This is a genomic window from Kribbella voronezhensis, from assembly GCF_004365175.1.
Classification (GTDB): Bacteria; Actinomycetota; Actinomycetes; order Propionibacteriales; family Kribbellaceae; genus Kribbella; species Kribbella voronezhensis.
In genome coordinates this window covers 146,401-160,097 of record NZ_SOCE01000003.1, presented here as the reverse complement: position 1 = coordinate 160,097, position 13,697 = coordinate 146,401, and the positions used below count along the sequence as shown (strand labels likewise).

Here is a 13,697-nt window from a genome sequence, read left to right as displayed (position 1 = left end):
TCGATAGGCTATCCAGTCAACAGCTTGATGTCTGCAGACTGAAGACATGACAAGCACTGTCGAACAGGTGTACGAACGCGACGGCATCGTCCAGGTCCCCGGGCTGCTCGGCCCGGCCGAGATCGAGCAGCTCAAGACCGCCTATATGGAACAAGTTGCCGTCGACCACTCGCTGGCGATCGACGACGGCGTACCGGCCGACGACCCGCTGGCCCGCTACCCGCGCTTCGTCCACCCGCATCGCCGGACCGAGGTCGAGGCCGGCCGGCTCGCGCTGGAACTGATGCTCGACAGCCGGATCCTCAATGTGGTCACCACCTTGATCGGCCCGGCGCTCGGCGCCCAGTCGATGTTCTACTTCAAGCCGCCGGGCGCCCGCGGACAGGCGATGCACCAGGACAACACGTTCCTGCGCGCCCATCCCGAGACCTGTCTGGCCGCCTGGATCGCGGTGGACGACGTCGACGCGGACAACGGCGGACTGGCCGTCGTACCGGGGTCGCACCGGATCGAACTGGTCTGCCCGGAGGAGGCCGACCTCACCGAGTCCTTCACCGACGTCGAAGTACCGATTCCTGACGGTCTGTCCAAGGTGCAGACGCGGATGAAGGCGGGCGACGTGCTGTTCTTCCACGGCAGTGTCGTCCACGGCTCCCGGCCCAACACGACCGCGGACCGCTTCCGCCGCTCACTGATCTTCCACTACATCCCCGAAGCGAGCACCGAGATCGCGGCCTTCTACAACCCACTGGTCCGCCCCGACCGACAAACCACCCACCTCACCGAAGCCATCGGCGGCGGCCCCTGCGGCGACTACGCCACCATGGAGCCGTGAGCAGCGTCTTCCACGGGCTACCGGCTCACTTGGCGTAGTCGCGGAAGCCGCGGGCGGTTTTGCGGCCGAGGTAGCCGGCGGTGACGAGGTGCTCCAGCAGAGGGGCGGGGGCGAAGCCGGGCTCGCGGAACTCCAGGTACAAGGTGCGCTGGATCGCCAGGGCGACGTCCAGGCCGACCACGTCGAGGAGTTCGAACGGGCCCATCGGCAGGCGGCAGCCGAGCTTCATCGCGGCGTCGATGTCGTCGACACCGGCGTAGTGGGCCTCGAGCATCCGGACCGCGTCGTTCAGGTACGGGAAGAGCAGCGCGTTCACGATGAACCCGGCCCGGTCGCCGCACCGCACCGGATGCTTGCCGGCGGCAACGGCCACCGCGGCGACAGCGTCCGCCACCTCGGGCGCAGTACTGACCGTGCTGACCACCTCGACCAGTTGCATCACCGGCGCGGGGTTGAAGAAGTGCAAGCCGACCACGTCGGTGGGCCGCTTGGTCGCCACCGCCAGGTCGATCACCGGCAGGCTGGAGGTCGTGGTGGCCAGGATCGCGCCCGGCTTGCAGATCTCGTCGAACGTCTCGAACAGCGCCTGCTTCACGCTGAGCTCCTCGACCACGGCCTCGATCACCAGGTCGGCCGTGGCGAGGTCGTCGAGGCGCGCGCTGCCGGTGATCCGCCGCAGCGCGGCGTCGCGATCCTCCGAGGACAGCTTGCCGCGCTGGACGCCCTTCTCCAGCGAGCGTTCCAGCCCGGCCCGGACCCGGTCGACCTTCTCGGTGCCGCGCGCGACGTACAGGACGTCGTACCCGGCCTTGGCGCAGACCTCGATGATGCCGACGGCCATCGTGCCCGAGCCGACCACGCCGATCTGCTGCACGCGGCGCACCGGAGCGGTGTCCTCGGCGCGGGTCGGGGTCAGGTCGTCGTCCACGACGACCGGTGAGTCCGGCGCCTCGTAGGTGTAGAAGCCGCGCCCGGTCTTGCGGCCGAGCAGGCCCGCGGTCACCATCTGCTTGAGGATCGGGGCCGGCGCGTGCAGCCGGTTCCGCCCCTGCTTGTACATCGTGTCGAGGATCTCGTACGCCGTGTCGAGGCCGATCAGGTCGAGCAGGGCCAGCGGCCCCATCGGGTAGCCACAGCCGAGCCGCATCGCGGCGTCGACGTCCTCGCGGGTCGCGTAGCGCGACTCCACCATCGAGACGGCGTGGTTCAAATAGCCGAACAGCAGCGCGTTCGCGATGAACCCGGCACGGTCGGCGGCGACCACGGGAACCTTGTCCAGCCGGCGCGCGAGCTCGGAGACGTCGTCGACCACGTCGGGTTCGGTGACGACGGTCTTGATCACCTCGACGAACTCCTGCACGGGAGCCGGGTTGAAGAAGTGCATCCCGACCACCCGGCGCGGCCGCTGGGTGGCCACGGAGATCTCGGTGACCGACAGCGAGGAGGTGTTGGTGGCGAGGATCGCGTCCTCGCCGACGATCTTGTCCAGCGCGGAGAAGATCTCCCGCTTCAGGTCGAGCCGCTCGACGACCGCCTCGATCACCAGGTCGCAGCCGGCCAGCGCCTCCAGTTCGGTGGCGAAGGTGACCCGGTCGAACAGCGCCTGCTGGTCCTCGACGGACAGCTTGCCGCGCTTCACGGCCCGGTCGGTGGAGTGCTGGATGTGCCCGCGGCCGCGCTCGACCGCCTGCTCGTCGCGTTCCACCCCGACCACGCTCAGCCCGTGCCGGGCGAACACCTCCGCGATACCGGCACCCATCGTGCCGAGACCGACCACTCCCACCGTCTTCAAGTCACGAGCCATGGCTCGAAGTGTGCCAGTCGCCACACTGGTCCGCACATGAGCCACATCACGACCGAGGGCAACCTCACACCGCCAGGATGAAGAACCAGTTGCTGCCGGGGCGGGTCTGGTGCCGCTCGAGGTGGGTGACGGTCCAGCCTGTCTCGGTCAGCAGCTCGCGCAGGGGCTGCTCCTGCCAGGAGTTGAAGCGTCTGGGCAGGTCGAGGAATCGGGTCGACCACTCGCCGCCTTCACCCTCGCGGGTGGTGAAGGCCAAGCAGGCGGCCGCGCGACGAGCTTTTCGCAGTACGGTCGTGAGTTCGGCGCGGTCGAAGTGCAGGAAGACGGCGTCGGCGAAGATCAGGTCGTACGGGCCGCCGAAGTCGTCGGTGAGCGCGTTCAACCGGTCCGCCGGATAGCCGTCGGACCGGATCATCTCGACGAACGAGCCCGCCGCGTCAGTACGCCGTACGCGATAACCGCGTTCCTCCAGCGCCACCGCGTCCTCGCCGGTCCCGCTGCCGAGCTCGAGCACGCTCGCGCCGGGCGGGACCGCCGCGCCGATCCGGTCGAACCAGCGGTCCATCACCTCACTCCGCCCGTGCGGCAGCGTGTCGCGAAACTTGTCCGCCGCCTGCTCGTACGCCGCCAAGGTCACCTCGTTGTCGCTGGGCAGCACGGACCAGCCGTCGCCGGTGTGCTCGATCACCAGCCGATGGTCGGTCGGGATCGCCAGCCCGAGGTCGAGCCCGGGTACGACCACAACGACCGTCTCGCCGCGGTGCACGTCGGCGATGTCGCGCAGCGCCTCGCCCGCGGTCAACTCCGGGTCGACCGTCAGCCGCACGCCCAACTCTGCGGCCCAGCGTGCTGCGGTTGCCTCGCCCGCAGGGCTCGCATAGACCGCCGCAACGCGTTCACCCGTCGGCACCTCGACCGGCAACTCGTCGGGGACCAGGATGAGTCGTGCGGGGCACATCAGGTTCATTTGCTGACGAACTCCAGTGCCAGCTCGGCGTACTTCGGCCAGCTCTCGCTGTGCTCCAGTGGAATCACGACCCATTCCTTCATCGGCCGGCCCATCCCCGGGTCGAAGTGCTCGGCGCCGGTGAGCGCGAGCGCCTCCTCGCGCGGCTCGGGCGGCAGTTTGAAGGTCATCGCGTCGCCGTACAGCCCGCCGAGCATCTTCTTCTCGATCTTCAGGCACGGCATCCCGAACATGGATCCCTGCACGACCCCCGCGTCGGCCAGTCCCTTGGCCACGTCGTCGTACGCGAGCCGGGCTTTCAGGCTGATCTTCGGCTTCATCCCAGCAGCGTGCCACCCGGACCCGGCACGCCGCCAGCGCGTCGTCGTGACGAGTGCACTACGGTGCTTTCTCGTGCGCCTGGTGATTGCTCATTGCTCCGTGGACTACTCCGGCCGGCTGACCGCCCATCTCCCGATGGCGCCGCGGCTGCTGATGGTCAAGGCGGACGGCTCCGTCCTGATCCACGCCGACGGCGGTTCGTACAAGCCGCTGAACTGGATGTCTCCCCCGTGCAAGCTGACGGAGGAGGAAGGCGTCTGGAGCGTCACCAACAAGGCCGGCGAGGAACTGCGGATCACGTTCGAGAAGGTGCTCAGCGACACGTCGTACGAGCTGGGTCTGGATCCGGGGCTGATCAAGGACGGCGTCGAGGCGCATCTGCAGGAACTGCTGGCCGAGCACGTGACCACCTTCGGCGACGGTTTCACACTGGTACGGCGTGAGTACCCGACCGCGATCGGCCCGGTCGACCTGCTCTGCCGCGACGCCGACGGCAAGCACGTGGCCGTCGAGATCAAGCGCCGCGGCGAGATCGACGGCGTCGAGCAGCTCACCCGGTACGTCGAACTGCTCAACCGCGACCCGTTGCTCGCACCCGTCCGGGGCATCTTCGCGGCCCAGCTGATCAAGCCGCAGGCCCAGTTCCTGGCCACGGACCGCGGCCTGGAGTGCGTCACCGTCGACTACGACGCCCTCCGCGGGATGGAATCCGACGTCCTGCGCCTGTTCTGAAGCCTCCCTTTCTTACTGCCGCTGTTCTGCCCGATTTCGGGCAGATCCTTTGCTTTTGGCCTGGATCGGCTGCAGAGTAGGCGCGTGATGACCGAGGTAGGCGTCCCGAGTGACGAGCTGGTCGAGCAGGTCAGCCGGACCACCGGCCTGACGCCCGAGGATGCCCGGCGCGTGGTCGCGGACGTCCTGGCCTACTTCACCGAGACCACCGAGGAGTACGTCCGGCGCCGGCACCGCGAACTGCAGACCTACGGCGCTCGCAACGACGAGATCTTCGCCCGCCTCGGCATCGAGCTCCGGCACTGGCCGGTCCGCTCTCCCGAACTCTCCACGCGTCAGCTGCGACGGATCGTCTACGGCTGACGCCGCCCTGCCCCCAACGAAAGGACCACCCACCATGTGCGGAATCGTCGGGTACGTCGGTACGAAGCCGGCCGCGCCCATCCTGGTCGACGGACTCGCCAGGCTGGAGTACCGCGGTTACGACTCGGCCGGTGTCGCGGTGGTCGGCTCCAGCGAGCTGCGAGTGCACAAGGACGCGGGCCGGGTGCGCGAGCTCGAGGCGTCGCTGCCGAAGCGGTTCGGCGGCAAGCTCGGCATCGGGCACACCCGGTGGGCCACCCACGGCGGTCCGAGCAAGGACAACGCCCACCCGCACGTGAGCGGCAACGAGCGGATCGCGGTCGTCCACAACGGCATCTTCGACAACGCCGGCGTCCTGCGCGCCCAGCTGGAGGAGTCCGGCGTCAAGCTGCGCTCGGAGACCGACACCGAGGTCCTCGCGCACCTGATCGAGCAGGCCGAGGGCGACACGCTCGAGGAGAAGGTGCTGGCCGCACTGCGCCGGCTCGAAGGCACCTACGGCATCGCCGTGATCGACCTGGACTTCCCGGACCGGATCGTGGTCGCCCGCAACGGCAGCCCGCTGATCCTCGGCGTCGGCGACGGCGAGATGCACGTCGCGTCCGACGCGGCCGCGCTGATCCGCTACACCCGGCAGGTCGTGTACCTGGACGACGGCGAGCTCGCCACCGTCCGCGCCGACGGCTACCGCACCTTCACCCAGGACGCCCGGGCCACCACCAAGACCGAGAAGACGGTCGAGTGGACCGCCGACGAGTACGAGCGCGGCGCGCACGAGCACTTCATGGTCAAGGAGATCCACGAGCAGCCCGAGGCGGTCCAGCGCGCGACCCGCGGCCGGCTCGACGAGCGCTTCCACACCGTTCACCTCGGTGGCCTGAACATGGACGCCCGGGAGGCCCGCGAGATCAAGCGGGTGAAGATCCTCGGCTGCGGTTCGGCGTACTACGCGGGCCAGCTCGGCGCGCAGTTCATCGAGGAAGTGGCCCGGATCCCCGCCGACGCCGAGCCCGCGTCGGAGTTCCGCTACCGCAACCCGGTCGTCGAGCGGGACACCTTGTACGTCGCGGTCAGCCAGTCCGGCGAGACCCTGGACACGCTGGTGGCTGTCCAGGAACTCAAGCGCAAGGGCGGCCGGGTGATCGGTCTGGTCAACGCGGTCGGTTCCAGCATCGCGCGCGAGGTCGACGGCGGCGTCTACCTGCACGCCGGCCCCGAGGTCTCGGTCGCGTCGACGAAGGCGCTGACCAACATGGCCGTGGCGTTCGCGATGCTCGGCATCCACCTCGGCCGGATCCGGGACGTCTCCCCCGCCGACGGACGCCGGCTGATCGAGGGGCTGAAGAAGCTTCCCGCGCAGATCCAGGCGATCGTCGACACCGAGCAGGAACTGGCGTCGATCGCGGGCCGGCTCGCCCAGCACGAGAGCATCTTCTTCGTCGGCCGGACGCGTGGCTACCCCGTCGCTCGTGAGGGCGCGCAGAAGCTCAAGGAGATCTCGTACCGGCACGCGGAGGCGTACCAGACGTCGGAGCTGAAGCACGGCCCGCTGGCCCTGATCTCTCCGGACGTACCGACGGTCGCGATCGTCCCCGACGACGAGCTCCTCGACCGCAACATCGGCGCCCTGCACGAGATCGCCGCCCGCTCCGGCCCGCTGTACGTCGTGACGCACGCGTCGGTCGACGTACCGGACGGCGCGGCCGCCATCATCCGGGTCCCCAAGAACGAGCCCGAGCTGGACCCGATCCTGCTCACGATCCCGCTCCAGCTCCTCGCGTACCACGCCTCGGTCGCCCTCGGCCACGACGTGGACAAGCCCCGCAACCTCGCCAAGTCCGTCACCGTCGAGTAATCGGCGGGACGCGAGCCGTCACCTGCTGTGGTGGCGGCTCGCGGCCTGGCGGGACACAATGCGGGCATGCGCGTGATCGTGGTGGGTGCCGGCGTGATCGGGCTGAGCTGTGCCATCAGGCTGGCCGAGTCGGGGTACGAGGTGGCCGTGCTGGCCCGGGACCTTCCGTTGGAGACCACGTCGGCTGTGGCGGGCGCGATCTGCTATCCGTATCTGTCGGCTCCGGTGGATCGCGTCGCCGGCTGGGCGCGGGCGTCCTACCAGGAGTTCACCAAGCTGGCCGAGAACGAGCCGTCCGTGCGGTTGCGGCACGGGCAGGAGTTCAAACATGCGGTGACTCCTGATCCGGTCTGGACGGACGTGCTCACGGACCTGCGCCGGGTCGGTTCGCCGCCCCCTGGGTTCAAGGACGGCTGGTCGTTCACAGCACCCGTTATCGAGATGCCGAGCTACCTTCCCTACTTGGTGAAACGCCTCGAAGCCGCCGGCGGAACGCTGACCCGAGCGGCCTTGTCCGGTCTGCCGACCGACGCCGACCTCGTCGTCAACTGCACCGGTCTCGGGGCGCGGCTGACGGCAGGCGATCCGACCGTCACACCGGTTCGCGGCCAGGTGCTGACCGTCGAGCAGTTCGGTCTCACCGAATGGCTGATGGCCGACGAGGGTCCGCGAGACCTCGTCTACGTCTTCCCGCGCGGCAAGGACATCGTCGTCGGTGGGACCAGCCAGCCGGACAGCTGGAATCTGGCCGTCGACCCGAAGACGGCGACCGCGATTCTGGATCGCGCCTCCGCGTTCGTTCCCCAACTCCGCAAGGCGAAGGTGCTCCGGCACCGAGTCGGACTTCGCCCGGCGCGCCCCGCAGTACGGTGTGAAGCAGTTCGTACGGCGAGCGGCGAGCGGGTGATCCACTGCTACGGCCACGGCGGCTCGGGTGTCACGCTCTCGTGGGGGTGCGCCGACGAAGTACTCGACCTGGTTCGGCAAGGCTGATGCGCATTCTCGACGGCGGGATGTCGAACGCCCTGGAGGATCGCGGCCACGATCTGTCCGACGAGCTCTGGTCGGCGCGGTTGTTGAGGGATGCGCCGGGTGAGATCGCCGCCGTCCATCGCGCGTACTACGAAGCCGGCGCCACCTTCGCGACGACGGCGAGCTACCAGGCGAGCGTCTCGGGCTTCGCCAAGGCCGGCGTACCGCGCGACGAGGCCGAGCGGTTGATCACGTCCAGCGTGACCATCGCCCGGCAGGTCCGCGACGAGTTGGCGGTCGACGGGCGCCAGCGATTCGTGGCGGCATCGGTCGGCCCGTACGGCGCGGTGCTCGCCGACGGGTCGGAGTACCGGGGGCGGTACGGCGTGGGCAAGGCGTTCCTCCGCGATTTCCATCGGCCGCGGCTGGAGCTACTGGTTGCCGCAGGCCCTGATCTGCTGGCCGTCGAGACGATCCCGGACGTCGAGGAAGCGGAGGTGCTGGTCGAGCTGATCGACGAGATCGCCTTCCCTGCTTGGGTTTCGTACTCCGTGGCCGGTGGCCGGACTCGTGCTGGGCAGCCACTCGAGGAGGCGTTCGCTGTTCGCAGTACGAATGTTGTTGCTGTCGGCATCAACTGTTGCGCACCGGAGGACGTGCAGCAAGCGGTCGAACTCGCGGCCGCTGTGAGCGGGAAGCCGGTCGTCGCCTACCCCAACAGCGGCGAAGGATGGGATGCGGGCGGGCGGCGCTGGACCGGTGACGCCTCGGACTCGACGTCGTTGGCACCCGCCTGGGCCGCCGCCGGCGCGGAGTACGTCGGCGGCTGTTGCCGGGTGGGACCGGACGACATCCGCGCTCTCGCACGCACGCTCGGCTAGACGGCGAGGACCTGACAGAGCAGGTCGAGGGCGCCGCTGTAGGCGTGGTCGGGCGGGGTGCCGTAGCCGACGATGACCGCCTGCCGGTCGTCGGGATCGGGGACGAAGCGATACCGGTCGAGGGCGGCGATCGCGAGCCCTTGCCTGGCCGCGCGCTCGACCATCTCGGCCGCCTGACCCGGTACGTCGAGGAGCACGTGCAGGCCGGCCGAGATCCCGGCCACCTTGACGCCCGGCGCCCGGACGGCGAGCAACTCGACCAGCCTGTCGCGGCGCCGGCGGTAGTGCAGCCGCGAGCGCCGGACGTGCCGGTCGTAGTGGCCGGAGGCAATGAATTCGGCGAGGACCAGCTGATCGAGGGTCGCGGTGAGGAGATCGGTGGTCCGCTTGGCCGCGAGGACCGGCTCCATCAGGTGATCGGGCAGCACCATCCAGGCCAGGCGGAGTGCTGGCGCGAGGCTCTTGCTCGCCGTACCGGTGTAGACGACCCGTTCGGGATCCAGGGCCTGCAAGGCGCCGACCGGTTGGCGGTCGTAGCGGAACTCGCCGTCGTAGTCGTCCTCGATCAGCAGCGCGCCGGTCTCGCGCGCCCATTCGATCACCGCGGCTCGCCGGTCCGGCGCGAGTGGCACGCCGGTCGGCATCTGGTGCGCCGGGGTGAGGAACGCGGCTTGGCCGGTCAGCAGGTCCGCGCGTACGCCGTACTCGTCGACCGGGACCGGCACGGGTTCGAGCCCGCGGGACCGGATCACGTCCCAGTGCAGGTCGTACCCGAACTCCTCCACCGACATCGTCGTCGCGCCTTGCACCCGGAGTACGTCGCTCAGCAGGTTCAGCGCTTGGATGTAGCCGGAGCAGATCATGATCCGCTCCGGATCAGCCCGTACGCCGCGGGCCCGGGCGAGGTAGTCGGCGAGTTTCTCGCGGAGTTCGGCGCGACCGCGCGGATCGCCGTACCCGAAGGCGTCGTTAGGTGCCGAGGGCAACGCTTTGCGAGCCGCGGCGAGCCATTCGGTGCGCGGGAAGGTGGAGACATCCGGCGAGCCGGGTGTCAGGTCGTACCGGAACTGCGTCGGGGCCGGCCTCGGCGGGACCTTCTTGGCCGTGCCGGCCAAGGTGGGGGCGCGACCGGCGACGACGGTGCCCGAGCCTTGGCGGGCGGTGAGCCAGCCCTCGGCGACCAGTTGGCCGTAGGCGTCGGCGACCGTGTTGCGCGCGATGCCGAGGTCCTTGGCGAGTGAACGCGACGAGGGGAGTCTGGTCCCGGCCGGAAGTCTGCCGGTCCGGATCGACTCGTGCAGTGCCTCGACCAGGTCGGCCCGGCCGCGGCGGTTGGCCAGATCGAGATGCAGATCGGCGCCGGTACCGGGGGCTGCGTCGACCGAATTGGCCCTTTGATCCTCCATGGAAGTGGACCATACACCTGGGCCGATCTGCGCCTAGCGTTGTCGTCATGAGCACATCGACACAGCGACGCGTCAAGGTCGCCTCCCTTGCCCCCGACTTCTACCAGGCCATGATCGACCTGGACGCCCAGTCCGCCACCGGCCTCGACCCGCGCCTGGCCGACCTGGTCCGGATCCGCGCTTCGCAGCTGAACGGGTGCGCCTACTGCCTCGACATGCACACGCTCGACGCCAAGCACGCCGGCGACTCCGAGCAGCGGCTGCACCTGGTCGGCGCGTGGCGCGAGGCCCGCAAGTTCTACAGCGAGCAGGAGCAGGCAGCGCTCGCCCTCACCGAGGCGATCACGCTGATCAGCGTCGACCACGTCCCCGACGACGTGTACGCCGTCGCCGCCGCGGCCTTCGACGACAAGGAACTGGCCCAGCTGATCGGCCTGATCATCACCATCAACGCCTGGAACCGCATCGGCGTCACCTGCCGCCTCGAGCCCGGCCACTACGACCCCAGCTGAATGACGACTTCGATGAACAACGCACCGACCAAGGCCGAACTCTTCCGGGCGTTGCACCACGGCCCGGATCCACTCATCCTGCCGAACGCCTGGGACCCGGTGAGTGCCCGGACGATCGCCGAGGCGGGCTACCCGGCGATCGCCACCAGCAGCGGAGCGGTCGCCCGCGTTCTCGGGTACGACGACGGCCAGTTGACCCCGCCGGCCGAGATGTTCGAGGCCGTCGCGCGAATCGTCCGCGCGGTCGGCGTACCGGTGACCGCCGACATGGAAGCCGGCTACGGCCTCGCGCCGAAGGAATTCGCCGAGCGCCTGCTCGAAACCGGCGCGGTCGGCTGCAACCTGGAGGACTCCGTCGGCGGCGCCCTCGTGGACCCGGCGCAGCAGTCGGAGTACCTCAACGCCGTACGGGCCGCCGCCGGCGCCGACCTCGTCATCAACGCCCGCGTGGACAACTTCCTGCACTCCGGCGACGTCACCGACGCCATCACCCGGGGCCGCGCCTACCGCCGAGCCGGCGCCGACTGCATCTACCCGATCATGGCCCCCGTCGACACCCTCCCCCACCTGGCCACCGAGATCGGCGGCCCCCTCAACGCCCACGCCACCCCTACCGGCCCCACAGCCGCAGCCCTACTCGCCGCCGGCGCCACCCGAATCTCCTACGGCACCAGCCTCCACAACCACACCACCAACGCCCTCCGCGCCCTCCTCCCCACCCTCAGCTGAGCACAACGCCCGTCGCTCACCCACCCCACCCCGGTGGGGGGTGAGGGGCGGGAGACCTTTCGGTGGTATCGATGGTCGATCGGGGTACAGGCCTGGGGAGCCTTGGAGGTGGTGGGTCGTGCGGCAGCGGGCGCGGGTGTTTCTCGACCGGAACCTGTGGGTCGTCCCCATGGGCTGTGTCGTCGCAGCTGTCGTGCTCGCGATCATCACCGAGCGCATCGACCGGCACTACGACTATTCGCTGATTCCCACCAGCCTCACCGGTACGCCGGCTGCCGCGCAGGCGTTGCTCACGACGATCGTGTCGTCGTTGCTCACGCTGATGACGTTGATCCTGACGATCATGACGCTGGCCGTGCAGTTGGCGATGCAGCAGTTCTCGCCGCGGATCGTGCCGACCCTGCTGCGCGACCGGGGGAACAAGCTCAGCATGGGTCTGTTCGGCGGAGCTGCGGCGTACGCCTTCGTCGCGGCCCGCGGCGTTGACGACGAGAAGGGTCGCGTCCCTGGCCTGACCGTGCTCATCGGCTACCTGCTGATGCTCTTGAGCCTGGCTGTGCTGGTCCTCTACATCAGCCGATCGGGCCGGGCGCTGCGCGCCTCCGGCCTGATCGAGCTGGTCGGCGGCAATCTGCGTCGCGAAGTCGCCAAGTTTCCGCCCTTGGCGGGCACGGATGCCCCAGCTGCGGACAACGTGGTCCGGTCCGAGGACCCCGGGGTGGTCGTGCAGGTCGACGAGCATCGGCTGGTCGAGCTCGCCCAGCAGGCCGACGTCGAGCTCGAACTGGTGCCGATGATGGGCGACTTCGTGCCGCTGGACGGCCCGCTCGTCCGGGTTCGCGGTACCGGAGCCGCGGTCGATCACGACAGGATCCGGCGTTCGATCCTGCTCGGGTCCGAGCGGACTCATCATAACGATCCCGCGTTCGCGCTCACCAAGCTGGTCGAGATCGCGCTCCGCAGCATGGGCAGCGATCCCACGACGGCGATTCAGGCCGTCGACCGGATCGAGGACGGCTTGCGGCAACTCGCCCGCCGTGAACTCCCCGACGGCCGGTACCGCGACGCGACGGGAAAGGTACGCCTGATCGAACGCACCCTCGACTGGGACGGGTACGTCCGGCTGGGCTTGGAGGAGATCCAGCGAGCCGGCGTGGAGACTCCGAAGATCACCCGACGGGTCCGTTCGGCACTGCAGAACCTGATCGCGGTCGCGCCGGAAGAACGGCGTACCGCGCTGCGCCGGCAACTCGAACTGCTGGACCGCCAACTGGACAGACTCGACGGCGCGGCGTCCGACGCGTCCGCTGTAGCGGACGTCCAGGGCTTCGGATCCGGCCCGGATCTGGCCTCCGACCACCGCTGACACCTGTACCGCGGACTGCACGTGATGGGCGAGGATGCGGGTATGAGTTCGTATCGCGCGCGTTTCGATGCTGCTGTGACCTTCACCAATGGCGGTGGCCTGCAGGTGCAGGGGTTCCTTGTCGATGTGCCCTCGGCGGAGGTGACGGCTCGGGAGGTCGGGGAGTTGTTTCTCGGATCGCTGGGGTTGTTGATGGCCGGCGAGGTGGTCCTGGACAACCTGGAGATCGTGGAGGCGCCGCACAAGGGGACTCGGGGTGGGCCGGCGGATCGGGCGGTGGCGGAAGGCGGCGGGGCGCGGTACGTCGAGCTCAGTCATGTGATTCGCGACGGCATGGTGACGTTGCCGAATCTGCCGGGGCCGGAGTTGACTGAGCATCTCAGTCGGGAGGCGTCGCGGGAGATCTATGCGGAGGGGACGGAGTTCGAGATCGGGCGGATCTCGATGGTGGCCAATACGGGGACGTATCTGGACAGCCCGAACCATCGCTACCCCGATGGGCATGACCTCACCGGGTTTTCGCTCGATCGGCTGGTCGGCCTGCCGGCCGTCGTCGTTCGACTCACGGACAGCGGCCGGCTCGGGATCAACGCGAATGCCCTGGCGGCGTACGACGTACGCGGCAAGGCGGTGTTGTTGCACACCGGCGATGACGCGCGGTTCGGGACTCCGCAGTACGTCGAGGATGCGCACTTCCTGACCAGGGACGGCGCGGAGTTCCTGATCGGCCAGGGGGCGGCGCTGGTCGGGATCGATGCGGCCAACATCGACGACATGACCGACGGCACGCGCCCGGCGCACACGTTGCTGCTCGGCGCCGGGCTGCCGATCGTCGAGCATCTCACCAACCTGGACGAGGTGCCACCGACCGGTGCGACCTTTACCGCTACGCCGCCGCGCATCGCGGGTCTCGCCACGTTCCCTGTGCGAGCGTTCGCAACGATCGGCTGAGAC

General features: G+C 69.1%; 14 protein-coding genes. 10 read left to right on the top strand and 4 right to left on the bottom strand.

Annotated features, from left to right (window positions below):
* Positions 1 to 46 precede the first annotated feature (46 nt).
* Entirely contained in the window at positions 47 to 835 is a 789-nt protein-coding gene (locus tag EV138_RS35465; protein WP_133984949.1) for a phytanoyl-CoA dioxygenase family protein, read from the top strand.
* 25 nt (positions 836 to 860) lie between these two features.
* Here the strand turns inward: EV138_RS35465 and EV138_RS35460 are convergent, their stop codons facing one another.
* From EV138_RS35460 to EV138_RS35450, 3 genes are all read right to left on the bottom strand, one after another.
* Positions 861 to 2,639 carry a 3-hydroxyacyl-CoA dehydrogenase family protein gene (locus EV138_RS35460; protein WP_133984947.1) on the bottom strand — a complete coding sequence of 593 codons (1,779 nt, stop codon included), beginning with the start codon at positions 2,637 to 2,639 and terminating at the stop codon, positions 861 to 863.
* A gap of 64 nt (positions 2,640 to 2,703) precedes the next feature.
* The gene (locus tag EV138_RS35455; protein ID WP_133984945.1) at positions 2,704 to 3,606 is read right to left on the bottom strand and encodes a class I SAM-dependent methyltransferase; all 903 of its coding nucleotides are present in this window, start codon (positions 3,604 to 3,606) and stop codon (positions 2,704 to 2,706) included.
* Positions 3,603 to 3,926 (bottom strand): hypothetical protein, encoded by a 324-nt coding sequence (locus EV138_RS35450; protein ID WP_133984943.1) that lies wholly within the window; start codon positions 3,924 to 3,926, stop codon positions 3,603 to 3,605. Before EV138_RS35450 ends, EV138_RS35455 begins: the two co-directional genes overlap by 4 nt.
* 73 nt (positions 3,927 to 3,999) lie before the next feature.
* Between EV138_RS35450 and nucS the strand changes: the two genes are divergently transcribed.
* From nucS to mmuM, 5 genes are all read left to right on the top strand, one after another.
* A complete protein-coding gene (gene nucS / locus EV138_RS35445) occupies positions 4,000 to 4,659 on the top strand; it encodes an endonuclease NucS (protein WP_133984941.1) in 660 nt (219 codons plus the stop codon).
* 87 nt (positions 4,660 to 4,746) lie between these two features.
* Positions 4,747 to 5,022 carry an HU family DNA-binding protein gene (locus EV138_RS35440; protein ID WP_112239576.1) on the top strand — a complete coding sequence of 92 codons (276 nt, stop codon included), beginning with the start codon at positions 4,747 to 4,749 and terminating at the stop codon, positions 5,020 to 5,022.
* Between the two features lie 34 nt (positions 5,023 to 5,056).
* Complete coding sequence (gene glmS, locus EV138_RS35435) at positions 5,057 to 6,877, top strand: glutamine--fructose-6-phosphate transaminase (isomerizing) (protein ID WP_133984939.1); 1,821 nt, start codon at positions 5,057 to 5,059, stop codon at positions 6,875 to 6,877.
* Between the two features lie 66 nt (positions 6,878 to 6,943).
* The gene (locus EV138_RS35430; RefSeq protein ID WP_133984937.1) at positions 6,944 to 7,870 is read left to right on the top strand and encodes an NAD(P)/FAD-dependent oxidoreductase; all 927 of its coding nucleotides are present in this window, start codon (positions 6,944 to 6,946) and stop codon (positions 7,868 to 7,870) included.
* On the top strand, positions 7,870 to 8,730 hold the full coding sequence (gene mmuM, locus EV138_RS35425) for a homocysteine S-methyltransferase (RefSeq protein WP_133984935.1): 861 nt from the start codon (positions 7,870 to 7,872) through the stop codon (positions 8,728 to 8,730). The genes EV138_RS35430 and mmuM overlap by 1 nt, the downstream gene beginning before the upstream one ends.
* On the opposite strand, the gene pdxR is transcribed toward mmuM, so the two are convergent.
* Positions 8,727 to 10,136 carry a MocR-like pyridoxine biosynthesis transcription factor PdxR gene (gene pdxR / locus EV138_RS35420; RefSeq protein ID WP_133984933.1) on the bottom strand — a complete coding sequence of 470 codons (1,410 nt, stop codon included), beginning with the start codon at positions 10,134 to 10,136 and terminating at the stop codon, positions 8,727 to 8,729. The genes mmuM and pdxR overlap by 4 nt on opposite strands.
* A 47-nt stretch (positions 10,137 to 10,183) precedes the next feature.
* Between pdxR and EV138_RS35415 the strand changes: the two genes are divergently transcribed.
* The 4 genes from EV138_RS35415 (at position 10,184) to EV138_RS35400 (ending at position 13,694) form a co-directional block, all read left to right on the top strand.
* Positions 10,184 to 10,648, top strand: a complete 465-nt coding sequence (locus EV138_RS35415; RefSeq protein WP_133984931.1) for a carboxymuconolactone decarboxylase family protein — start codon at positions 10,184 to 10,186, stop codon at positions 10,646 to 10,648.
* Positions 10,649 to 11,377 carry an isocitrate lyase/PEP mutase family protein gene (locus EV138_RS35410; protein WP_238158593.1) on the top strand — a complete coding sequence of 243 codons (729 nt, stop codon included), beginning with the start codon at positions 10,649 to 10,651 and terminating at the stop codon, positions 11,375 to 11,377.
* A gap of 118 nt (positions 11,378 to 11,495) precedes the next feature.
* Positions 11,496 to 12,743 carry a DUF2254 domain-containing protein gene (locus tag EV138_RS35405; protein ID WP_133984927.1) on the top strand — a complete coding sequence of 416 codons (1,248 nt, stop codon included), beginning with the start codon at positions 11,496 to 11,498 and terminating at the stop codon, positions 12,741 to 12,743.
* A gap of 42 nt (positions 12,744 to 12,785) precedes the next feature.
* On the top strand, positions 12,786 to 13,694 hold the full coding sequence (locus EV138_RS35400) for a cyclase family protein (protein ID WP_133984925.1): 909 nt from the start codon (positions 12,786 to 12,788) through the stop codon (positions 13,692 to 13,694).
* Positions 13,695 to 13,697: the final 3 nt, after the last annotated feature.